At 68.5% G+C, this 20,805-nt stretch carries 19 protein-coding genes and 1 pseudogene; 6 read left to right on the top strand and 14 right to left on the bottom strand.

Annotated elements, in window-relative coordinates; translation table 11 throughout:
- Positions 1-95: 95 nt before the first annotated feature.
- Positions 96-635: a hypothetical protein gene (locus tag Ssi02_RS37120; RefSeq protein ID WP_204033035.1), complete on the bottom strand. Its 540-nt coding sequence runs from the start codon at positions 633-635 to the stop codon at positions 96-98.
- A 504-nt stretch (positions 636-1,139) separates the two neighbouring features.
- Here Ssi02_RS37120 and Ssi02_RS37115 point away from each other — a divergent pair.
- Complete coding sequence (locus Ssi02_RS37115; RefSeq protein WP_204033033.1) at positions 1,140-2,579, top strand: ABC transporter substrate-binding protein; 1,440 nt, start codon at positions 1,140-1,142, stop codon at positions 2,577-2,579.
- A 250-nt stretch (positions 2,580-2,829) separates the two neighbouring features.
- Here Ssi02_RS37115 and Ssi02_RS37110 read toward each other — a convergent pair whose 3' ends face one another.
- The 5 genes from Ssi02_RS37110 to Ssi02_RS37090 all read right to left on the bottom strand — a co-directional run bounded on the left by Ssi02_RS37110 (position 2,830) and on the right by Ssi02_RS37090 (position 6,011).
- Positions 2,830-3,258 carry a nuclear transport factor 2 family protein gene (locus Ssi02_RS37110; RefSeq protein WP_204033031.1) on the bottom strand — a complete coding sequence of 143 codons (429 nt, stop codon included), beginning with the start codon at positions 3,256-3,258 and terminating at the stop codon, positions 2,830-2,832.
- Positions 3,255-3,455, bottom strand: a complete 201-nt coding sequence (locus tag Ssi02_RS37105) for a hypothetical protein (protein WP_204033029.1) — start codon at positions 3,453-3,455, stop codon at positions 3,255-3,257. Before Ssi02_RS37105 ends, Ssi02_RS37110 begins: the two co-directional genes overlap by 4 nt.
- Positions 3,456-3,600: 145 nt before the next feature.
- The gene (locus tag Ssi02_RS37100; RefSeq protein ID WP_204033027.1) at positions 3,601-4,677 is read right to left on the bottom strand and encodes a hypothetical protein; all 1,077 of its coding nucleotides are present in this window, start codon (positions 4,675-4,677) and stop codon (positions 3,601-3,603) included.
- A gap of 211 nt (positions 4,678-4,888) precedes the next feature.
- Complete coding sequence (locus tag Ssi02_RS37095) at positions 4,889-5,134, bottom strand: hypothetical protein (protein ID WP_204033025.1); 246 nt, start codon at positions 5,132-5,134, stop codon at positions 4,889-4,891.
- Positions 5,135-5,633: 499 nt separating this feature from the next.
- Positions 5,634-6,011, bottom strand: a complete 378-nt coding sequence (locus tag Ssi02_RS37090; RefSeq protein WP_204033023.1) for a MerR family transcriptional regulator — start codon at positions 6,009-6,011, stop codon at positions 5,634-5,636.
- 100 nt (positions 6,012-6,111) lie between these two features.
- Here Ssi02_RS37090 and Ssi02_RS37085 point away from each other — a divergent pair, with 100 nt between their 5' ends.
- Positions 6,112-6,975 carry a polysaccharide deacetylase family protein gene (locus tag Ssi02_RS37085; RefSeq protein ID WP_204033021.1) on the top strand — a complete coding sequence of 288 codons (864 nt, stop codon included), beginning with the start codon at positions 6,112-6,114 and terminating at the stop codon, positions 6,973-6,975.
- Positions 6,976-7,108: 133 nt separating this feature from the next.
- On the opposite strand, the gene Ssi02_RS37080 is transcribed toward Ssi02_RS37085, so the two are convergent.
- From Ssi02_RS37080 to Ssi02_RS37070, 3 genes and pseudogenes are all read right to left on the bottom strand, one after another.
- A complete protein-coding gene (locus Ssi02_RS37080) occupies positions 7,109-8,587 on the bottom strand; it encodes an amidohydrolase family protein (RefSeq protein ID WP_204033018.1) in 1,479 nt (492 codons plus the stop codon).
- 73 nt (positions 8,588-8,660) lie between these two features.
- Positions 8,661-9,871, bottom strand: a pseudogene (locus Ssi02_RS37075) (cytochrome P450).
- 22 nt (positions 9,872-9,893) lie between these two features.
- Positions 9,894-10,553 (bottom strand): TetR/AcrR family transcriptional regulator, encoded by a 660-nt coding sequence (locus Ssi02_RS37070; protein WP_204033016.1) that lies wholly within the window; start codon positions 10,551-10,553, stop codon positions 9,894-9,896.
- A 239-nt stretch (positions 10,554-10,792) separates the two neighbouring features.
- On the opposite strand from Ssi02_RS37070, the gene Ssi02_RS37065 reads away from it, so the two are divergent.
- The 3 genes from Ssi02_RS37065 (at position 10,793) to Ssi02_RS37055 (ending at position 16,182) form a co-directional block, all read left to right on the top strand.
- The gene (locus Ssi02_RS37065) at positions 10,793-11,653 is read left to right on the top strand and encodes a hypothetical protein (RefSeq protein ID WP_204033013.1); all 861 of its coding nucleotides are present in this window, start codon (positions 10,793-10,795) and stop codon (positions 11,651-11,653) included.
- Positions 11,654-11,687: 34 nt separating this feature from the next.
- Positions 11,688-12,362 (top strand): helix-turn-helix transcriptional regulator, encoded by a 675-nt coding sequence (locus Ssi02_RS37060; protein WP_204033011.1) that lies wholly within the window; start codon positions 11,688-11,690, stop codon positions 12,360-12,362.
- A gap of 190 nt (positions 12,363-12,552) precedes the next feature.
- On the top strand, positions 12,553-16,182 hold the full coding sequence (locus tag Ssi02_RS37055) for a WD40 repeat domain-containing protein (protein WP_204033009.1): 3,630 nt from the start codon (positions 12,553-12,555) through the stop codon (positions 16,180-16,182).
- A 178-nt stretch (positions 16,183-16,360) separates the two neighbouring features.
- Here Ssi02_RS37055 and Ssi02_RS37050 read toward each other — a convergent pair whose 3' ends face one another.
- Positions 16,361-16,639, bottom strand: coding sequence for a hypothetical protein (locus Ssi02_RS37050; RefSeq protein WP_204033007.1), 279 nt, complete (start codon positions 16,637-16,639; stop codon positions 16,361-16,363).
- Between the two features lie 80 nt (positions 16,640-16,719).
- Here Ssi02_RS37050 and Ssi02_RS37045 point away from each other — a divergent pair, with 80 nt between their 5' ends.
- A complete protein-coding gene (locus Ssi02_RS37045; RefSeq protein WP_204033005.1) occupies positions 16,720-16,872 on the top strand; it encodes a hypothetical protein in 153 nt (50 codons plus the stop codon).
- A gap of 165 nt (positions 16,873-17,037) precedes the next feature.
- Here the strand turns inward: Ssi02_RS37045 and Ssi02_RS37040 are convergent, their stop codons facing one another.
- From Ssi02_RS37040 to Ssi02_RS37025, 4 genes are all read right to left on the bottom strand, one after another.
- Positions 17,038-18,147 (bottom strand): glycerophosphodiester phosphodiesterase family protein, encoded by a 1,110-nt coding sequence (locus Ssi02_RS37040; protein ID WP_204033002.1) that lies wholly within the window; start codon positions 18,145-18,147, stop codon positions 17,038-17,040.
- A 226-nt stretch (positions 18,148-18,373) separates the two neighbouring features.
- Entirely contained in the window at positions 18,374-18,952 is a 579-nt protein-coding gene (locus Ssi02_RS37035; RefSeq protein ID WP_204033000.1) for a rhodanese-like domain-containing protein, read from the bottom strand.
- A gap of 22 nt (positions 18,953-18,974) precedes the next feature.
- The gene (locus tag Ssi02_RS37030; protein WP_204032997.1) at positions 18,975-20,297 is read right to left on the bottom strand and encodes an MBL fold metallo-hydrolase; all 1,323 of its coding nucleotides are present in this window, start codon (positions 20,295-20,297) and stop codon (positions 18,975-18,977) included.
- Between the two features lie 96 nt (positions 20,298-20,393).
- On the bottom strand, positions 20,394-20,663 hold the full coding sequence (locus tag Ssi02_RS37025; protein WP_204032995.1) for a metal-sensitive transcriptional regulator: 270 nt from the start codon (positions 20,661-20,663) through the stop codon (positions 20,394-20,396).
- Positions 20,664-20,805: the final 142 nt, after the last annotated feature.

Below are 20,805 nucleotides of genomic sequence, written 5' to 3'. Positions count from 1 at the left end.
GAGCAAGCTGGGGTCTCTTGTGGTTGTTGCCAGCACCCGTGCTGACTTTGTACTGCCCTTGGCGTGGATACCGGCGACCGGACGATCCCGTCTATCTACGAGGTCCGGTGCTTTGCCCAAGCACCTGCGGCGTGTGCCATCGCCTTGATCCACGGGGAGGAGTCATTGCTCCTGATCTCCTCCCACACACGCACGTTGGCGCGAGCGAACACCTCAACCCCTTCGGATGGCGCGCTCTTCCATGCCGGGAGATCGCGGACCACATCCTCCGCCGCTTGAGGGGTGTGCCCTCCCGCGATCAGGCGCAGGATCAGCGTGGCCGGGTCGATCCATCCGGCGCCCCTGGTCGGCCAGGCCCAGTCGAGCAGGTGAGCACCCCACTCGGTTAGCAGCACGTTGACCGGGTTGTAGTCGGTGTGCAGAAGGCGGTCGCCCTTCAGCCACTTCAATTCTTCTGGCGCACCGACATAGGTACGCCAGCGGTGCTCGGCGACCTTGATCGGCAGGTCGGGGCAGTCGATCTCGCCTAGGACGGCCATGGTCTCGACGATGCTCGGCAGGTCAGGTGAGCCCGCCTTGAAGTTCGCGTGCCGTCCGGCCAGGTGCTCGAAGCCGAGCAGATCCCACTCATCCATGTGCTGCTGACCTCGCCGTCGTCGATATCTCGTCCGGGTCCGTTTCGATCAAACCAGGATTTCTGGTCAATGCGAGAGGTTTATATTCGACTGATTTTCCTTCAGAGGTAATCCAGCAGTCGCGCCGGATCGCTCTCCTGGTGGGGAGGGGCATTCCTGTGAGGCGCCCTTGACGGTCGATCGAGTCGGTGTCGTCGGCGGCGAGGAAACAGCGGAGGTGGCGCCGCTCCTCAGATGCACTTCGACTGCTCTATGCCTCAAAGGCATGGGGTGGCGAGCTTGTTGGTATTGGACAGTATTTTTGCAGGTTGGACAGAATGCAGGGATTCGTGCAGGTCTCCGGAACATCAGGTGCCACTTATGCCAACCCCCCTCAACCGTCGCGGAACGGCAGCCGCTCTCCTTGCCGTAGCTCTCACAGCGGTGGCCGCGTGTGGCGGTGGCGGTGGAGCTGGCGCCAAGCCGGCTGCCGCCCGTGTGCTCAATGTGGCGACGACCGCGAGTGTGACGACTTGGGACCCCGTGAAGTCGTTCTCCAGCGAGATCTTCTATATGGCCAACGTGTATGAGCCGCTGCTCTGGAAGAACCCGCCGGGGTCGGCGGAGCCGTTCCGACCGGCCCTGGCCGAGAGCTGGGAGTCCAGTGCCGACAAGAAGACCTGGACCTTCAAGCTGCGGCAGAATGTAACGTTCCACGATGGCGAGAAGTTCAACGCCGCTGCCGCGAAGGCATCTGTGGAGGCCGCCAAGGAGCGTGCCGGGGCGTCGTTCATCTGGGCGCCTTTGAAGTCCGTGGAGGCTCCTGACGAGCACACTTTGGTGTTCAAGCTGAAGTCCGCCGCGCCGATGGACTTGATCGCCTCCTCGATGCACGGGGCCTACATGGTCAGCCCGAAGGCTCTGGCCGCGGTGAAGGCCGACCAGAATTACTTTGAGCGCGGCACCGGCGACGGCGGGTCAGGGCCATATCAAGTGGCCTCGTATGAGGCGGGCAAGCAGGTTGTGCTGCGTGGGTTCGACGGCTACTGGGGGCAGAAGGGTGCCTTTCCCACCGTGGTCGCGCACATCACTCCCGAGGCGGTGACCCAGCAGCAGATGCTGCAAGGGGGACAGGTCGACATCGCGACGGCTCCGCCGCTGGAGAACATGGCCCAGCTCAAGGCCGATCCCAACCTTGAGGTGCATGACTGCCCCACGACCAGTAATCATCTGGGCTTCTTCAACACCACGCGCAAGCCGCTCGACAATCCGAAGGTGCGTCAGGCGCTTTCGCACGCCATGCCGTACGACGACATCATCAAGGTCGGCGGTGAGGGGTTCGGTTCCAAGGCGTATGGTCCGGTGCCGCAGGGTGTCTTCCCCGGGAGCACCGATGTGCCGACCTACACCTATGACCTGGCGAAGGCCAAGGCGCTATTGGACGAGGCCGGGGTGAGCGGGCTCAAGCTCAAGCTGACGTATGCGGCGGAAAACCAGGCGCAGAAGCGTTTCGCGCCGCTCATCAAGGACTCGTTCTCGAAGATCGGCGTGGACGTCGAGATCAGCCCGCTGCTGTGGAACCAGCAGTGGGAGCTCGGCAAGGGCGACCCGGCCAAGGCCCAGGACATCTTCCTGGTTCTCTATTGGCCGACCTACAGTGACGCCGGTGCGGACAACCTGTTCTCCCTCTTCCACTCCAGTGAGGAGCCGTTCTTCAACCTGAGCTACTGGAAGAACAAGGAGTTCGACGGCCTGCTCGCCAAGGCGGGGACCTTCACCGCGACCGACCCGGACAAGGCCAAGGCGATCTACACCGATGCCATGAAACTTCTCGTCGATCAGGCTCCGGGCGTCTTCCTCTACGACGTGCGCGGTCCTGTGGCTGGATCGAAGAAAATCAAGGGCCTGACGTGTAACCCCGATTACGCCTTCAACCTCTTCCTCAACCAGCTGGCGCCCCGCTGACGAGGGTTCTCATTGTCGCGATGCTTGTGCGATAGACCCGGCCGGGGTACGGCTACGCGGTGTTATCCGCAGCCCATTTTGCCGGAGGCTTCGGGGGTGCTGATCCCTGAGCCTCCGGGTCTCCCCGCCGCCACGACTCTCCGGTGAGCGGCTTCCGGTCGGCCCACCTGGCGATCCTGCCGTCGGGTGGGCACGCAGGGGCGGCGGCCCCGAGCCCCGGACTCGATCTTACGAGTCCGGGGCTTTGGGTTTATGCGAGGCGGGTGGGGATGGGGGCGAGGGTGAAGTTGTCCCACACATAGGCGTCCATCTGGTGCTGGTCGCCCGACAGGTTGAAAACCCGGTCGACCTTGCCTTCGGCGTTGAAATGCCACACCAGGGCCCACAAGGTCTCGACCTTGCCGATGCCTTCGGTGGTCCAGCCCCGGTGGATGTCGACGACGTATTCGTCGTTGGCCTCCAGGAACAGCGGCTCGGCCTGGAAGCCGCCCTTGCCGAGCTGGGTGAAGAAGGCGGCGACCTCCTCCACTCCGCGTTTGGTGCCGGATAACGGGTGGTGGCCGGGGACGGTCCACTCGATGTCGTCGGTCAGCACCTCTCTCATTCCCTCCAGATCTTGGGCGGCATATGCCTGGAAGAACCTGGCGATGGCTGCGGTCTTAGTGTCCTTGTCGGTCACAGTGCGCTCTCTTGGATTTTCGGGGTACGGCGTGGCAGGAGTGCCGTGACCGCGACCCCGGCGAGGGTGATGCACATCCCGAAGGTGATCAGCCCGATGAGGCTGCTCCACTTCACCGTCGGGCGGTTGAGCAGGCGGAGCGGCACCAGCGGATGGCGGTGGTGGGCCTCCGCACGCCGACCGGCTCCGCAACACAATTACCGGCACCGTGGCGTCGCACAGAAGGGGCATGGCCACCCGTCAGGAAGAGCGGAACTCCAGGCGTCCTGCAGAATGGGTCAATCCGAGCCATAGATTATCGCCGAACGGGCGGACCGATCAGGGGATACCGCCGGCGTGAAATCACGCTTCGCCGTCCAATGCCTTACCGACGCGATGAAGATATGCAAACGGATGCTCATGCCAGCCCATGTGTGTGCGGGTGGTGGCGATGTTCACCGCGACGCCGCTGAGGACCCCAAGGGCCCACTGCCAATCCTCGATGGCGAAGGCCGCTCCCGCGCCGGCTACGGCGACCACCACGGAAAGTGACCGGCGCACCCACTCCATTCCCGAGGCCCGCCCGGCCTGCTCCATTTCCCGCCGGGCGACCTGGATTTCCTGGCCGACGTCGCGGAGTGTGTCGAGGGCGTCATCGTGGCCCGGTCCGCGGTGAAGCGTGTGAACGAGGCGGTTGAGAGCGAGCATCATGCGCAGGCGTTCGTCGCCGTATCGCTCCCGGAACTTCAACACCTGGCGGGTGTCGGCCGTCGCGCTGGGAACCGGTAGAAGCCTTCCCACCTCCATGAGGAGCCCGTCCGCCGGCGAGGCCGACCGGGGCCGATGGATGTGTCTCCAGACGTGTGCGTGGTCGGTGTGGGGAACCAGCGCCGACACCGGACGAGCCGATAAGTCGACCAACGCGCCGCGATGAGCCGAGGTGATGAGTTCGGCCTGCATGCCGAGCAGACAGGTCTGCAGGGCCGGGGAAACGACAAGGTGCCATTTGTTGCGATGGTGCGGGCGGGCCAGCCCTTCCTCCAGCAACGCGTGAGTGAGAGAGGTGGGGAGCTTGCCCGGCCGGATCAGGGAAGCCCGGTCCTCGCCGTACAGATCCGGGTCCTGCCGGGGCGGTAACAGGTCGTCGAGCGGTATGGTGCGGCGGAGTTCCTCGAACACCGTTGCCGTGTGGCTGCTGCGGGTGCTCTCACCCTCGAGGGAGTTCTCATAGTAGAGGTCCCGGAGACGGCGTTCGGTGCCGGAAGGGCAGTTGACCGGCCGATACAACCCGGCGTCTCTGACCTGCCGGAGCGGTGTTCTCAGATACTGTTCGTAGTCACCCCGCGGGACGATCGTCGCGATCTCATCCCAGTAAAGAACGGCATGGTGAAGGACTGGGAGCGGGGGGTTGATCAACGGAAAATACAGCATCGCAGGCATGAAGTCCCCGGAGTGTTGTGACGCACATTGGTCGGCACTCGGCGGCAAAGGTTATGACGCCGGCGGGAACGCAATACTACTTCCTTGATCAAAGAATCGAAGGGTCGCTCTCCAAGAATCCCTGAGGAGAGTCGCGTTGCCCCACCCTCCCGGGAGGGATTTCTCCACGGGACGGTGGGGCTGTTGGCGCGAAGTGGGTCACCAGCGGGTCTTAGTCGCCTCTGTCCTTGCAGTACTCGAGCTGATAGTCGCCGTACTTGTAGCAGAACTTGCACCACTGGCCGTATTTGTCTTTCCAATAACACTTTCTCTTGCCGTTGTGCTTGGCGATGTTATCCGGCACGCTCGCGGTCTGGGCTGGGGCCGTGCAAGGAGAGTCTGCCGCGCCGGCGGATGCGGCGCCGACCGTGAGTGTGGACACCGCTAGGGCGGCCGTGACGAGGATTCTCTTCAGCATGGCTCTACTCCGTGCTCTGAGAGGTTGAGCCCAGACCGGGGTCTTGAGCTCTACGGAGCGTCGCACTGGTTCCCGGGACACGTCATGACGGCGCTATGACATTCACCACCATAGCTACGGGCTCCCGGCCGCTCTCCCTACTGGCGGCAAAACCCTGGCTTCCACAAGAAACCACATATCCTTTTTACCGTCCCCACCCTGGGTGGCATGCGTGGATTGCGGTCTTCGGCGAGAGATCGCCCGGTCATGCCGCTCCAGGGTAAACCGGTGATCTCGGGATATCCGGCGGCCTTTTCCCTGGCTTGCTCAAGGCAAGCTCGGGGTTTGGCACACCTCGGGGAAAGAGCCGTTCTCCGGGCTTCGCCGTACTCCAGCGGTTGCAGGGATGCGGCTTCGGCGCTCAGGGGAGGGGAACGCGGTCAAGAACGGGTGAAGAGTACGGCGGGCTGCAACCGACGGTTCCCTCCTTGGTGACAAACTCTTCGCGCCGAGGCCCGGGTCAGGCGTCCTGGGGGCGGTTGTAATCGAGGACGGCGTCGAGGTATTCGCCGATGGCGTCGCGGTTGCGGGTCAGGCATCTGATGCGGTCGGACATGCGGTCGCGTTCGCACGCAAGGGTGGCGATCATCTCGGGGGTGGCGTCGGGGAAGTAGATGGTGCGGGGCTTGTCGAGGCAGGGGAGGATCTGTTTGATGATGCGTGTCGGCAGCCCGGCGTCGAGCAGGCCGCGGATCTGGATCACGCGGTCGACGAAGCGCTCGTCGTATTCCCGGTAGCCGTTCGGGGCGCGGTCGGCCACGATGAGCTGCTGCTCCTCGTAATAGCGCAGTAGCCGGCGAGGGGTGCCGGTGCGGGCCGAGAGCTCGCCGATGCGCATGTGGTCCACCTCACAGATCGCCGCGTTGACCATCACATAGATGTGAAGGTTTGAGGATACACACGTCCCGCGAGAACGCAGCAGACGAGAGGTGTATCGAATGGACAACCGGCTTTTCGACTACAGCCCCATTGTCGAACGGGAGGCGATCCACTGGCCGGGCGGTGCCAGGATCGCGTTCTACGTCGGCCTCAACATCGAGCATTATCTGGTCGACCGCCCGGCGACCAGCATCTTCCCCGACACAAGGACGTTCGCCCCCGACCCGCTCAATTACGGCTGGCGCGACTACGGCCCGAGGGTGGGATTCTGGCGGTTGCTTGAGAGCCTCGACCGGCACGGAGTACGGGCGAGCGTGATGCTCAACTCCGACGTCACCCGGCACTATCCCCAGATCATCCGGGCGGGAAGAGAGCGCGGCTGGGCCTGGATCGCCCACGGCAAGAACAATTCCATTTTCCAGGCCGGCATGACCAGGGACGAGGAGCGCGAATATCTGACCCACGTCGTCGGCGCCATTGAGGAGGCCGTCGGCGCCAGGCCGCGCGGCTGGCTGGGACCGGCGCTCACCGAGACCTTCCACACCCCCGAGTTGCTCGCCGAATTGGGCCTGACCTACGTGCTCGACTGGGCGAACGACGACCAGCCCTACCGCCTCAATGTGCCGGGCATGCTGAGCGTGCCGTATTCCATCGAGGTCAACGACATCAGCCTTTTCGTCGGTAAAAGCCTGAGCGGCCCGGACTTCGTGGCGATCGTGAAGGACCAGCTCGACCAGCTCCACGCCGACGCGGCAGACAGCGGCCGGGTGATGTCACTGGTTCTCCACCCCTTCGTCATCAACCAGCCCTTCCGCCACAAATATCTGGACCAGGCCCTCGAATACATCGTGAACCACCCGGACGTGTGGCTGACGACCAGTGACGAGATCGCCGACCACTACGCCCGGGAGTCCGGGCACTAGGCCGCCCTGGCTTCGCCGTACGGCGCCGCCCTGGCTGGTAGACGTACGGCACTGCCCTGGCTTCGCCTTACGGCACCGCCCGGGCTGTAGACGTACGGCGCCGCCCTGGCTCACGCCGTACGGCACTGCCCCGTCAGCGGCGGATGGCGCGGCCCGGGCGGGCGTCGAGGATCGGTTCGCCGTCGCGGACGACGTGCTGCCCGCCGACGAGCACGTGCGCGTAGCCGGTCGAAGGACGGGTGCTTTCGGCGTAGGTGGCCTGGTCGGTGACCTCGCCGGGGGAGAAGACCACCAGGTCGGCGTCGCATCCGGGCTGTACGCGGCCCTTGCGCCGCATGGCCGGCACCGACGCCTCCAGCACGCGCGCCGGGAGCAGGCTGGATCGGCGCACGGCTTCCATCAGCGACAACGCCCCCGTCTCCCGGACATAACGGCGCAGGACCTTGGAGAATGTGCCCGCCGTGCGGGGATGGGTGACGACGGACGGGGGCAGCGGCCAGGTCAGCGGGTCGGGACGTTCGCCGCCCGTCCAGGTCAGCGGCATGGCGTCGGAGCCGATGACGGTGTCCTCGCTGAGCAGCGCGCGGTCGAGGACGGCCAGGTCGGCGGGGATGTTCTCGTCGAAGAAGTGGATGATCGCCAGGGCGCCGGGGTCGGTGGCGCGCAGTTCGAGCAGCCGTGTCGCGTCGGCGACGCGCTCGCCGGTGGGGGCGTAGACGATCGACGTCGGCCCGATGCCCATCCTGGGCAGGAGTTCGGGGGCGAGGAAGGCGGCGCTGATGCCCGTCATGCCCGCGCCGTAGGGGTATGCCTCGGTCGACACTCGTGCGCCGTCGGCGCGGAACTTGTCGACCAGCCGGAGCACCCGGTCGACCTGGCGGAGGGACGTGCTGTTGATGTGGCAGTAATGCATGTGCGCGCCGGTGGCCGCCGCGGCCCGCAGCACCTCCTCAGCGCCGTCGATCGGGGTGTCGGGGCTCTGTTCGACCAGGTCGCGGGCGTGGGTGTAGGTCGGCACGCCCGCCTCGGCCGCGATCCCGGCCACCGCGAGGTATTCCTCGGGGGCCACACGCGGGGCGTAGCCGATGAGCAGGCCGATGCCGAGGGCCCCGGCGGCGAGATCAGCCCGGATCAGCTCATATAGCGCGTCGAGCTGGCGCGGGGTGGCCTCGCGCCGCCAGGCGGGGTCGCCGAGGTGGCCGAGCGCCGCGTCGAGACCGCCGCCCGGCGGCAGCCCGCCCACGGCGGTCATCCGGGCCTGGGCCCAGGCGGCCGAGAAACCGTAGTTGAGCGGGCGGCCCTCGGCGGCGGCCTCGGCATATGCCTCGGCGACCGGTGCGACGCCCGCCTCCAGGTCGAGGACGGTGGTGACGCCGTCGAGAGCCTGGAGACGGTGGCCGGCGATGGTGTGGGAGTGGCTGTGCAGGTCGATCCAGCCGGGCGCGAGGACAAGCCCGGACACGTCGAGCGTCACCCGCCCCTGAAGCGGGTCCGGGGACACCGCGGTGATCGTCGTGCCGGTCACGCCGACGTTCGCGACCGCGTCGTGGCCGGTCTCCGGATCGAGGACTCGTGCGCCCGCCAGCACCAGATCGTGCATTTCCCCTGTCATGGGGGGAGCCTAAGGCCGGTTCCGGCGCGTGCCATCGTGCGGCACGCAGAAAACGGGTGTGACCGCTGGTGCGTCAGTCCCAGGTGACGGGCAGCCGGTGCACGCCGTAGATGAGCATGTCGTCGCGCAGCGGCACCTCCTCGGCGGGTACGGCGAGGCGCAGTGCCGGGAATCGCGTGAACAGGGCCTGGAACCGACCTGCATCTCGACGCGGGCGAGTTGCTGCCCGAGGCACTGGTGGATGCCGTGCCCGAAGGCCACGTGGCCGGTCGCCGGCCTGGTCAGGTCGAGCGTGTCGGGATCGGCGAACTGCAGCGGGTCGCGGTTGGCGGCGGGGAGCGAGAGGGTGACCGTCTGGCCTGCTTTGACGGTCACCCCGCCGAGTTCGAGGTCTTCGAGGGCGGTGCGAACGGTGGCGGGGATGATGCTGAGGTAGCGCAGCAGCTCCTCGACGGCCTTGGCGGTGCTGTCCCCGCCGGCGCGCAGGCGGCTGATCCGGTCGGGGTGGCGCATCAGCGCGAACACGCCGAGGGCCAGCATGTTGGCGGTGGTCTCGAACCCGGCGCCCACGAGGACCGTGGCGATAGTGGTCAGCTCAGCGTCGCTGAGGTCGGTGTCGGTCACCAGGCCGCCGAGCAGGTCATCGGTGGGATGAGCCCGTTTGGCCGACACCAGGCCGAGCATGGACTCCATCAGCTCACCGACGGCCGCCGCCGCCCGCGCCCTGTCGGTCTTCAAGTTCAGCACCAGCGACATATTGCGCTGGAACGGCTCCTGCACCTCTCGCGGCACGCCCAGCAGCTCGCAGATCATCAATGCCGGCACAGGCAGCGTGTATGCCTCGACCAGGTCCACCGGCGGGCCGTGCCGTTCCATCGCGTCCAGACGGTCGGCGGTGATCTCCTCCAGCCTGCCGGTGAGCCTGCGCATTCTGCGCACGGTGAACTGGCCGGTGAGCAGGTGCCGGTAATGCGTGTGCTCCGGGGGATCCATCGCGTTGAAGGCCCCGGGCGGTGCGGGTTTCCGGTCGTCGATCTTGATGATCGGGTTGTGCGTGAGGTCGGGCCGCCGGCTGAACCGCCGGTCCGCCAGCACCGCGCGGGCCAGCGTGTGGCTGGTCACGAGCCAGCCGACATGGCCGTCGGGGTAGGTCATGGGGGTGATGGGACGCTCGCCGCGCAGCCGCGCGAGCTCCTCCGGCGGGTCGAACGGACAGCCGGGGGGACGTGCCATGGGAAACGTGGTGGGGAGTGGAGCTGGAGCCGGGGCTCCTGGTGTGGTCATCGCGCTCCTTCCTGAGTCGCTCCTAGGCGGGTGGATCCGATCGCGGTGACGCGCCGCCGCCGAGCCGGTCGAGGGCGGCGGCGAGGCGGGCCGCGTCCTCGGGGCCGATCAAGGGGCGCGAGTAGAAGTCGAACATGGCCTTGGAGATCAGCAGATCCGCGTCGGCACCCGGCATCTCGACCCCGAGCGCACGGGACACGTGCTGCCGCAGCACCACGATCGACAACGACATCGCGGTGGCGACGACGGCACGGCTCCTGCGGTCGGCCAGCGGCTCGGCGTCACTGCTGGCGTCGAGCTCTTCGAGCCACAACTCGCTCAACCGCACCATCTCGTCGAACAACGGCGCCGCCCGGCCCTCCGCCAGCGCCCGCGCCATGTACGGCCAGTAGGGCGCCAGCTCCGCACGTGCCCTGTGGATGCGGCCGAGGTCGCCGGCACGGTAGGTGTGCGCCTCACGCTCGACGTGCCGGAGCAGTTTGACCAACTGCTCGTCGCACGCCTCACGCAGCCCGTCCTTGGACCCGAAGTGATGGCGCACCAGACCGGGCGACACATCGGCGGTCTCCGCGATGGCACGAATCGTCGCCCGCTCGAACCCCTCCTCACCGAAGTGCCGCAACGCCGCCTCCCTGATGCGAGCCCGCGCGGTGAGGTCCTGAGGGTCTGGTACGGCTGCCAAAGATGATCCTATCCACCCGTATATTGAACTGTTTCAGTAGATAGCAGACTATACCCACGTATAGCCGCCGTCCAGATCCACCCGCTACGTACGGCGAAGCCAGCCAACCCGGCTCCGCCGTACACGCATGCGAGCGCCTGTGATGAGGGCGGCGAGCACCTAAGGAGTGGAGCGTGCCGGGCCGGCTCGTGTCCGATCCTTACAAGACCGCGGCCGCTTGAGCGCGTAACCTGCGCTCCATGAACACACTTTCCCGCGCCGAGAACTACCTTCACCTGCACGGACGGTTGATCGACCGGCTCAGGTTCGAGGCGATGTTCGCCGGCGGCTCCCGTGAGCGGGTGCTCGACCTGCTGAGCGTCTACCAGAACCCCGACGGGGGATACGGCAACGCCTTGGAGCCCGACCTGCGCGGGTCGGCCAGCCAGCCGGAGCCGGTGTCGATGGCGTTCTGGATCCTCGACGAACTCGGCGAGCTCAACATCGCCAGGGTGCGCGCGGCCTGCGACTATCTGCTCGGCATCACCGCCAAGGACGGCGGGGTGCCGTGGGTGCTGCCAAGTGCGAGATCGACCCCGAGGGCCTTCTGGTGGGAGGAGGCGCCCGACGACCCGCCGGGCAACCTCCTGATCACGGGCCCCATCGCAGCGCTTCTCCACAAGCACGGGATCGCTCACCCGTGGCTGGGGCCCGCCACCGAGTTCTGCTGGTCCGCGGTCGCCGACATCAAGGAGACCACGCCCTACGAGGCAAGAGCCGCCGTCACCTTCCTCAACCTGGTGCCCGACCGGGAACGCGCGGAGGCGGAGTTCGCCCGGCTGCGGGAGGCGATCCTGGCGACCGTGACGTTTGATCCCGACGCGGGGGGTGATGCCCACTTCCCGCTGGACTACGCGCCCGTGCCGCTCCGGCTGCCGCTGTTCGAGCAGGAGGTTCTAGACCGTCACCTCGACGCGTTGGCCGCCTCCCAGTCCGATGAGGGCGGTTGGAGCGCGAACTGGCCCATGTGGACCCCGGTCGTCGAGCACGAGTGGGGCGGCTACCTCACGATGGCGAGGCTCAAGACACTCAAGGCGTACGGCAGGCTCGACGTCACCTGACCGATTTGTCGGTATGCCTCAATAGCCTGGGGGCATGTACGCCGAACATGCCCCCACCTCGGACCTTGCCGACCGCGTCGCCTGCTTCTGGCGGCAGGTCGGCGAGGACGACGGTGCCCAGCTCGTGGTGCCAGACGGGTGTGTCGACCTGATCTGGGGCCCCGAAGGCCCGTTCGTCGCCGGTCCCGACACCGGGCCCGTCGCCACCAAGATGACGATCGGCGACACCTTCACCGGCCTGCGCTTCAAACCCGGCGCCGTCGGCGACCTCTTCGGCGTGCCGCTCTCCGACCTGCGCGACCGGCGCGTCCCCGTCGCCGACCTTACCGTCTTCCGCGTGCCCGAGGCCCCGCCCGCGGGCCACCTGCGCGCCCTGCGCTCGGCCGTCGGCACCCGCATCCGGGAAACCCCGCCTCCAGACACCGCCGCCCCCGCGATCGTGGCCGCCCTGGTCGCGGGCCACTCGGTCGCCGGCGTCGCCGCGGACCTCGGCCTCAGCGAACGCCAGCTGCACCGCCGCAGCGTCGCCGGCTTCGGCTACGCGCCCAAGACCCTGCAACGCGTCGTCCGCTTCCAGCACGCCCTCCGCCTGGCCCGCGCCGGCACCCCCTTCGCCGAGGTCGCGATCACCGCGGGCTACGCCGACCAGGCCCACCTGTCTCACGACGTCAAACGCCTCAGCGGCGCCACCCTCAGCCGCCTTCTCTGACCGGCGGGTACGGCACAGCCATAGGAAAACGAGCCTTCCTCTTGGCGTGCATTTATGTGGGTGGCAATCTCTTTTCCTCGTCGGGAGAATCGCATAAAGCGGTCCGGAAAAACTCCGCGGTGGGTCCGCCTGCCCGCATAATCGGAGTTGTCCGCCCTTTCGGTGCACCCGTGAAATCAGGACACGCCGTATGCCCCGTCGGAACCTGACGCTCACTCTCACCGTCATGCTTTTCGTGGTCTTGCAGGTATTGCAGATCGCAGGCGGCTATCTCACCAATCAGCAGGGCGGCGCGCCCCCGATCCTCCGCGAACTCCAGGCCAGCCCGCTGCCGCCGGTCGTCATCCTGCTCACCCTCGGGCTGCTCCTCACCGTCCTGACCGCCCGCGCCGGTACCGCACCCCCCATCGGAAACCCCAGATGGAACTCCCGCAGATCCCCCTATCCGGGGCTGGACGCCTTCACCGCCGACGACGCGGGCGTCTTCTTCGGCAGGGACGCCGAGATCGGCAGGCTGCTGCAACGCCTGCACCCCGTCTCCACCGCGGACCCGAGACGTGTCGTCGTGGTCGCCGGGCCGTCGGGAGTCGGCAAGTCCTCCTTGGTCCACGCCGGCCTGCTGCCGAACCTCGCGAACCGGCGCACCCGGTGGATCGTCGGCACACTGCACCCCGGAGACGACCCGGTGCGCGAATTGACGCACAACCTCACGAGCCTGCTCGCCGCCGCCCACCGCCCGGTGCGCGGTAGGCGGCGGCACATGCTGCTGGTGATCGACCGGGCCGAGGAGCTGTTCACCCTGGCGGGGGAGGCGGTCCGCGGCGAGTTCCTCACCGTGCTCGACTCGCTGGTGCGCACCCATCCGCAACTATGGGTCGTCGTGGTCACCCGCTCGGAGTTCCTCACCGGGTTCCAGGAGAGCAGCCACGCCCATCTGTTCCAGGAACCCCTCACCCTCGGGCCGCTCGGCCGCGAGCAGCTCGTCGAGGTGATCGTGCGGCCCGCCGAGAGAGCGGGTCTCACGTTTGACCCGCCGCATCTGCCGGGCACGATCGCCGACGACACCGGCGGCGGCCCGTCGCTGCCGCTCCTCGCCTTCACGCTGGAGCAGTTGTTCGCGCGGGCGAGGGGCGGGCCGATCACGGCGAAGGATTACGCCGATCTGGGCGGCGTGCCCGGCGTCATCGCCCGGCAGGCCGACCGGATCGTGCGGGAGCTGAACGGCTCTCCGGCGGCCGACTCGGTGGTCCGTACCTTGTTGCGGCTGGTCGCGGTGCACAACGACGTGCCTGCCCGGCGCCGCGTTCCTCTAGACGGGCTGGACGACGACGAGCGCGTGGTCGTCGAAGCCTTCGTCACCGGGCGTCTGCTCACCCGGGGAGGGGGCGAGAAGGACGCCTCGCCGTACGCGGAGATCGCCCACGAGGCGTTCCTGGCCGTCTGGCCGCCGCTGCGCCAGACCGTCGCCGCCCACCACGAATCGCTCCGTTTGCGCTCGTTGCTGGAGCAGTGGGCCACCGAATGGATCGGATCCGGGGAAAAGCAGTCGTATCTCCTGGGCAGCGAACGGTTGACGCTGGCCCATGTGTGGCTGGACCACCACCCGCGCTTGGCCGCCGACGCGCCGCGAATCGTGCGTCTCGTGGACTGCTCCCGCCGCGCCGCCCAGGCGGCAGGGGAACGCGCCGCCGCGGACATCGCCCGGCGGTCCCTGCTCACCCTGGAGGAATCCCCTGCCGAGGCCCTCGCCATCGCCGTGACCGCCCACGAGGAACATGGACCGGAACCCCTCGTGAGACTCGCCGTCTCCGCCGCGCTCAACGCCTCCCGCTGCCGCCGGATCCTCGGGGCGCACCGCACCTTGCTGCGCGGCGTCGCCTGGCTGCCCGGCGGACGGCGGCTGATCTCCATGTCCCACGACGGCGCCACCCGAGTCTGGGACACGACGACCGGCACCGAGGTCGCCGCCTACACCTGCGTCGGAGCGAAGTTCTGGGGCTGCGACCTGTCACCCGACGGCCGCCTTCTCGTGGCCGGAGCCGAGGACGGCGTCGCCGGCGTGTGGGCGGTGGAAGACGGGCGCAAGGTGCGCGACCTGCGGGGACACTCGGAATGGGTGCGATCCGCCGTCTGGTCGCCCGACGGCGGGCGGGTCGTGACCTCGTCCGACGACCAGACCGCGCGCATCTGGGACGTGGAGCTCGGCGAGGAGGTGAACGTCCTCCAGGGCCACCGCGGCCGCGTCTGGGGCGCCTGCTTCTCGCCGGACGGCGACCGGATCGCGAGCGTGTCCCACGACCGGACGGTCCGCATCTGGGACGCCACCACCGGGCAACCCCTGCACGAGATGCCGGGACACGAGGACGGCGTCGTCGGCGTCGCCTGGTCACCCGACGGAACCACTGTCGCCTCCTGCTCCGACGACGCGACCGTCCGCCTCTGGGATCCGCAGGCGGGAGATCTCGTGCGGGTGCTGCGCGGCCACAAAGGCTGGGTGTGGGGAGTGTGCTGGTCACCGGACTCACGGCTGGTCGCCTCCTCGGGACAGGACCGCACCACCCGGGTTTGGCAGGCCCGCTCCGGCGCGCAGCGGCACGTCCTGCTCGACCACCAGGAAGGCGGCGTGACCGCGGCCGCCTGGTCGCCCGACGGCACCCGCCTCGCCACCGCGGGCGGCGTCTCGCCCAAACTCTGGGACGAGGGCGGCGGCCCCGAACAGCGCGTCCTGCGCGAACACGAGGGCTGGGTCACCGGCGTCTCCTGGAACCCCGGCGGTGACCTGTTGTCCACGATCTCCCTGGATCGCAAACTACGCATCTGGGACCACAGCGCATGGTGGAACGATCACGGCGTGGCCACCGTCCGCACCCACAAGGACGGCATCCTCGCCCACGAATGGTCACCCGACGGCACCCGCGTCGCCACCGGCTCACAGGACGGCACCGCCGCCGTCTGGTCGGCCGGCACCGCGGGCCACCTCACCCTCGCGGGCCACAGCCGATGGGTCTCGGACGTGTCGTGGTCGCCCGACGGCACCCGCCTGGCCACCGCCTCCACCGACCACACCGCGCGCATCTGGTCGGCGGGCGACGGGACTCCGCTGGCCGAGCTGCGCGGCCACACCCAATGGCTCAGCGACGTCACCTGGTCGCCCGCCGGGACCCTTCTCGCCACCGCCTCCCACGACACCACCGCTCGCGTCTGGAACACCGTCACCGGGGAGCAGGTCCACACCGTCCACGGCATGCGGCCCCTCGGCGACTGGGAGGTCACCCAGCACCGTGTCGCCTGGTCATCGTGCGGCGGCACGCTCGCGGTCGTGCTCGCCGACGGGGGAGTCGTGCTCTGGCACGCGGCCACCCGCGGCGAGAAGCGCCTCTACGCAGGTCACACCGGCACGGTGACGGCGTTGTGCTGGTCGCCGGACGGCAGGTGGCTCGCCACCGCGGCCGACGACGGCGCCGTCCTGCTCACGGACGTCGCCGGCCGGGCTCCCGCCGTACGGCTGGACCACGCGGGAGAGGCGGTGGAGAAGGTCGCCTGGTCGCCCGACGGGCTTAAGGTCGCGACTGCGACGGGCGACGGTGCGGTGCGGGTGTGGTCGTCACGCGAGGGGCGGGAAACCCTCACGGCGGGCCGGCATACGCGGTCCGTCACGGCCCTCGCGTGGTCGCCGGACGGCACCCGCCTCGCCACAGCCGCGTGCGACGGCACAGCCCGCGTGTGGAACGCCACGATGGAGACGGCCGACGTCGTCGCCCTCGCCAAGAGCCGCATGCTGTTCCCACTCCCGGGGAGGTACTGCGAAGCCTCCGGGTGAGGGGACCTCGTGAACGCCGCCGGGGGTACGGCGCGGCCGTGGCTGTGCCGTACCCCGGTTCGTCGAGCGTGGAGCTAGGGCGTCGCGAAGCGGTGGAGGCGTTCGTTGATCTTGTAGTAGAGGTTGCCGTGGCGGTCGGCGGTCAGGCCGTCCATGCCGGAGTGGGTGTGGAGCACGGTCACTCCTTGGTCGCCTTGTTGACCTTGAAGATCTGGTTCCCGAGGGTGCCGTACACGTGGTCCGGGTCCTTGGCCAGCGTGAGCAGCACGCCGTCGCGCCACGCGAGGCTGGCCTGTGTCTCCCAGTTCGGGTCGGGGAAGAGCCGTGTCACCGTGATGTCGCCGGGCCGCTCCGGGGCGAGGGTGAACAGCGAGCCGCCCGCGAGGCCCCACAGTTCACGGCCGACCGTCGTCAGGGCCGTGACCGCCTTGGGCTCGGGCAGGGGGAGCGGGTGCAAGGCGATCTCGCCGTCGCGGGGGTCGTACGAGAACAGGGTGGCCGAGGCGCCGGGGGCGTACTTCGGGGAGGGCGCCTCTGGTGGAGGTGCCGCTGAAGATCTTGCCGTCGGCGTGGGCGAGTGACACCACGGACTGGCCGGGCAGGACGCACAGGGTCTTGCCGGGCGTGCCCTTCTTCCAGATGTTCAACGCCCCGCTGCGCTTGCCGTATTTCGGCACGCTGCCCATGTAGCGTCGCGGCGAGGACGGCGGAGGTCAGGACGGGCAGAAGACGCCGGCGTGGACGCGGTGGTTGGGCGGGAGGGGGAGTGAGGACGGCATCACACGCAGCCTTCCAGTGGCACGGCCACTCTTTCCGTAATTTAGGTCCAGACCGTAATCACTCGCGGAGGTTCCGTCAATGCGCGCCGCACCGCGAGACGATCTCGTTTCGGGCTCGGACCGCGTCGTCGGGCTGATCGGCGAAGACCGCGTCCACGCCGAGGGCGAGGTAGCGGCGGTATTCGGCCTGGACATCGCCGTGGTCCCGCTTCCGGTGGCCCCGCCGTAGATCGACTGGGAGATACTTGTTCTCGCTGCGGAAGGTGTAGAGGGCGACCTTCAGCCCGGCCCGGTGCGCGTCGGGCACCAGGGTGGTCGGGGAGTCCAGGGTGCCGCCTGCGGTCCGGGGGATCGCGGAGATCTTCTCGGCGCCGATCCAGCGGGCATAAGTGGCGATCCGGGCGAGCCCGGCGGGCTTCATCATGTGCTTGTAAGTGGTCGCACCCCCGGCGGCGACCTCGTCGTACGGTCGTCCCGACGCCCGCAGATCCTGCATCAGCGGGACACGCAGCGCACCGGAGATCCGCTTGAGGCTGGACGGCTCGAACGACTGCACCACCACGCCGCCGCCCGGATGGTCGAGGCCGTTGCGCTTGATCGTCGCGATCAGCGGCTCCTCCAGCGGCAGCCCGAGCGACCTGAAATAGGTCGGCAGCTTGGTCTCGGGGAGCACACCGACCTGGCGGCCGTAGCTCCGCCCCAGCCGCGCGGCCAGGTCGAGAACCTCCTGGAAGGTCATCACGGGATAGAGCCCGTCAAAGGCGGCGGCCGCCGGCCGCAGGCGGGGCGAACGCTCCACGGCGCGCAGCGTCTTGATCTCGGCGAGCGTGAAGTCCTCGGTGAACCACCCCGTCTCGTGGTGGCCGTTCACAACCTTGGTGGTCTTGCGGTTCGCGAACTCCGGGTGGAAGGCCACGTCGGTGGTGCGGGACAACTCGTTGCCGTGCCTGGCGATCAGCACATGGTCCTTGGTGGACACGAGGTCCGGTTCGATCCAGTCGGCGCCCATGGCCACCGCCAGCTCGTATCCGGCGGCGGTGTGCTCGGGGCGGTATCCCGCGGCGCCGCGGTGCCCGATGACGATCACTCTCCGGCATTCGTCGTGGCCCGGGCCGCCCCCGGCGGCGGCCGAGCCGCCGCAGCAGGCGGTGGCGACGGCCAGCGCCGTGATCGCGATGCTGCGCATGAGTGAACCCCCGCGGTCTTCTCCACCGGCGACGTTCCCCAGTGGATCAGGCCGCGGTTACGGCATAGCCCGGAACTTGTGAATCTTGGAGGACTTATGAAATAGCCATACAAATGCTCTTCATAAGGCGAAAGACCGCAGGGGTTTACCGCGGGACCGCAGCGCCGTTCAACCGCGCAGCCCGGGGCGTTTCAACCGCGCAGCCCGGGGCCGTTCAACCGCGGTCTCACACCACCGGAGCGCCGTTCAGCCTCGCCACGGCGGTGTCCGCGTCGAAACGGGGACCCCGGTTGTAGGGAAGCTTCGCCAGCGCCATGCCCATCGCGCACGTGTTGGTGACGGCGGCGAACGTGAGCCCCGCGCCGATGAACCCCGCGACAAAGCGGGCGCGCGGCCACCGCACACTGGCCAGGATCGAGGTGGCCACGATGCCGCCGGCGACCAGCCGTACCTGCCTTTCCAGGCTCCAGCGCGCTTTGCCGCCGCCCGCCGTCACGGGCGCGGCGTCCGCCGCCCACGCGTTCATGCCGCCCTCCAGCACCACCGCCCCGGCGGCGCCGGCCTCGGCCAGCGCCGCCTGGGCTCTCGCGGCCCGCGCGCCCGACTGGCACACCAGCACCAGCGGCGCCACCTCGGGCACGGCGAGCCTCGGCAGGCGGGCGACGAGCTCGTCCAGCGGGAAGTTGATCGCGCCGTCGATGTGCGCGGACACGAACTCGCCCGGGGTGCGCACATCAAGCACCCGCGCCTTCGGATCGGTGGCCAGCACCGTGCGCGCGGTGGGCACACTCATGGTCGGGGTCATGGGAACACTCCTTTGGTCGGACTCAGGCAAGATCAGCTACTCCCGCACCGGAGAGCACAACGGGCTCATACCCGGCATTCAGCAGCAGGGTGGCGGCGATGCTCGCCCGCCTCCCGGACCCGCAGGCGACCAGCACCGGCCGCTCCCCGTCGAGGTCCTTGGGCACACCCTCGGTGACAAGATCGGGCAGGAACCGGTGCACGGCGCCCGGCAGCGCCGTCTCCTTTTGCTCACTCGGCATGCGCACGTCGAGAAGCTGCGCCCCCGGGAGGGCCAGCCGCCCGGCGAAGTCCTCCCTGCCGAGCACCTCGAAGGTGAGCTCGGCCGCCTCCCCCGGATCGGTGATCACACCGCGCACGTCGTCGTACCCGATCTGAGCGAGCTGGGTGACCGCCGCCGCGACATCCTGCCTCGCCTCGGCGACAAGCACCACGGGCGCGCCGTACGGCACAAGCCAGCCCACCCAACTCCCGAAATCATCGCCGAACTCCACGCCGACCGACCCCGGCAGCAGCCCGGCCGCCTGCGACGTGCGCGGCCTCATGTCCACCAGCCGGGTGTCGTCGGGCAGCGCCGCCAGATCCGCCGGAGTGAGCGCCGGCACCGCGAGCGGCGGCATCGGCGGGACACCGCGCAGGTTGGCCGGGCCCATGTGCTCGTAGAACGCCGGAATCGGCATCGGATCGGCCAGCATGCGGTCGGCGAACGCCTCGGCGCCCGGAAGGGCGAGCAGAGGGTTGCCGGAGTTCTCCGCGGCGATGGTGGAGGTGCGCCGGGGTGAACCGCTGATGGAGCAGAACGACCCCTGCCCGTGCGTCGGCAGCAGCGCCACCTCGCCGGGCAGCGCCGCCAGCCGGTGCACCGACCCGTGTTGCAGCCGCGCCAGCGTGTGCGCCCGCTCGGGACCGAGCAGGTCGGTGCGTCCCGCGGCCGAGACCAGCAGGCTTCCGCCGGAGAACACCGCGACCGGCTCTCCGTCGATCAGCACCAGGTAGCTCGTGTGCTCGGGGGTGTGACCGGGCGTGTGGATCGGCCGCACCGTCAGGCCGCGATCGCCGGGGATGTCCTCCAGGTGGAAGGCCGGTGTGTAGGGATAGGCGGCAGCCGCCGCGGCGGGCAGCACCAGCTCGGCGCCGCTCGCCCGCGCGGCCTCCCGCGCGCCCGAGAGATAGTCGTTGTGGACATGGGTCTCAAGAACGAACCGCAGCTCCACGTCGCGCTCGGCCGCCTCGCTCAGGAAGCGGCCGATGTCGCGCTGCGGGTCGACCAGCACTCCGCGGCCCCCGTGGATCAGCAGATGTGTCTGGTCGCCCAAGCCGGGCGTGCGAAAGGAGACGACCTCCATAGGAACCACCGTTTACCCATCGTGTTGCTCTCACGCATACCCGGGGGGGTATTTGAGGGACATGCGTGGACTTTTCTGGCTGGAGGCCACGCCTGGTCAGGCCAGCGACAGGAAGAGCTTCTCCAGCTCCTCATCGCTCATCGGCGCCGCCTCTCCACGCTCCTGCGCCGCCTGGCAGTGCCGCAGCCCACTGGCGACGATCCTGAAGCCGGCCCGGTCGAGCGCCTTGGAGACGGCGGCGAGCTGGGTGAGCACCTTGCGGCAGTCCTCACCCGCCTCGATCATCGCGATCACACCGCCGAGCTGCCCGTGCGCACGGCGCAGCCGGGTCATGGCGTCACCGAGCATGGCCTCCGTCATCTCCATTGGCTCAACATACCCGGGGGGGTATCCGGGCGGCAAACGTCTGTTGGGAAAGTCACATGCGGGCTCACGCTTTAGTGCGCACCCGGCCGTCCGCACTGTCAGCCGGCCAGCCGGGCTGTGATCCCGTCGAGCACGATGTCGA

It is taken from the genome of Sinosporangium siamense (genome assembly GCF_016863435.1).
Classification (GTDB): Bacteria; Actinomycetota; Actinomycetes; order Streptosporangiales; family Streptosporangiaceae; genus Sinosporangium; species Sinosporangium siamense.
The sequence above is the reverse complement of the archived record's forward strand: the minus strand, read 5'-3'. Positions and strand labels throughout refer to the sequence as shown.

Bases quoted from the DNA above. Each gene is read 5' to 3' on its own strand.
- Ssi02_RS37090 (WP_204033023.1), bottom strand. From the start codon at position 6,011: ATGCGCATCGGCGAGCTCTCGGCCCGCACCGGCACCCCTCGCCGGCTA.
- Ssi02_RS37035 (WP_204033000.1), bottom strand. From the start codon at position 18,952: ATGACCCCGACCATGAGTGTGCCCACCGCGCGCACGGTGCTGGCCACC.
- Ssi02_RS37080 (WP_204033018.1), bottom strand. From the start codon at position 8,587: ATGACAGGGGAAATGCACGATCTGGTGCTGGCGGGCGCACGAGTCCTC.
- Ssi02_RS37030 (WP_204032997.1), bottom strand. From the start codon at position 20,297: ATGGAGGTCGTCTCCTTTCGCACGCCCGGCTTGGGCGACCAGACACAT.
- Ssi02_RS37120 (WP_204033035.1), bottom strand. From the start codon at position 635: ATGGATGAGTGGGATCTGCTCGGCTTCGAGCACCTGGCCGGACGGCAC.
- Ssi02_RS37095 (WP_204033025.1), bottom strand. From the start codon at position 5,134: ATGCTGAAGAGAATCCTCGTCACGGCCGCCCTAGCGGTGTCCACACTC.
- Ssi02_RS37025 (WP_204032995.1), bottom strand. From the start codon at position 20,663: ATGGAGATGACGGAGGCCATGCTCGGTGACGCCATGACCCGGCTGCGC.
- Ssi02_RS37100 (WP_204033027.1), bottom strand. From the start codon at position 4,677: ATGCCTGCGATGCTGTATTTTCCGTTGATCAACCCCCCGCTCCCAGTC.
- Ssi02_RS37040 (WP_204033002.1), bottom strand. From the start codon at position 18,147: ATGCGCAGCATCGCGATCACGGCGCTGGCCGTCGCCACCGCCTGCTGC.
- Ssi02_RS37065 (WP_204033013.1), top strand. From the start codon at position 10,793: ATGAACACACTTTCCCGCGCCGAGAACTACCTTCACCTGCACGGACGG.
- Ssi02_RS37085 (WP_204033021.1), top strand. From the start codon at position 6,112: ATGGACAACCGGCTTTTCGACTACAGCCCCATTGTCGAACGGGAGGCG.
- Ssi02_RS37055 (WP_204033009.1), top strand. From the start codon at position 12,553: ATGCCCCGTCGGAACCTGACGCTCACTCTCACCGTCATGCTTTTCGTG.
- Ssi02_RS37060 (WP_204033011.1), top strand. From the start codon at position 11,688: ATGTACGCCGAACATGCCCCCACCTCGGACCTTGCCGACCGCGTCGCC.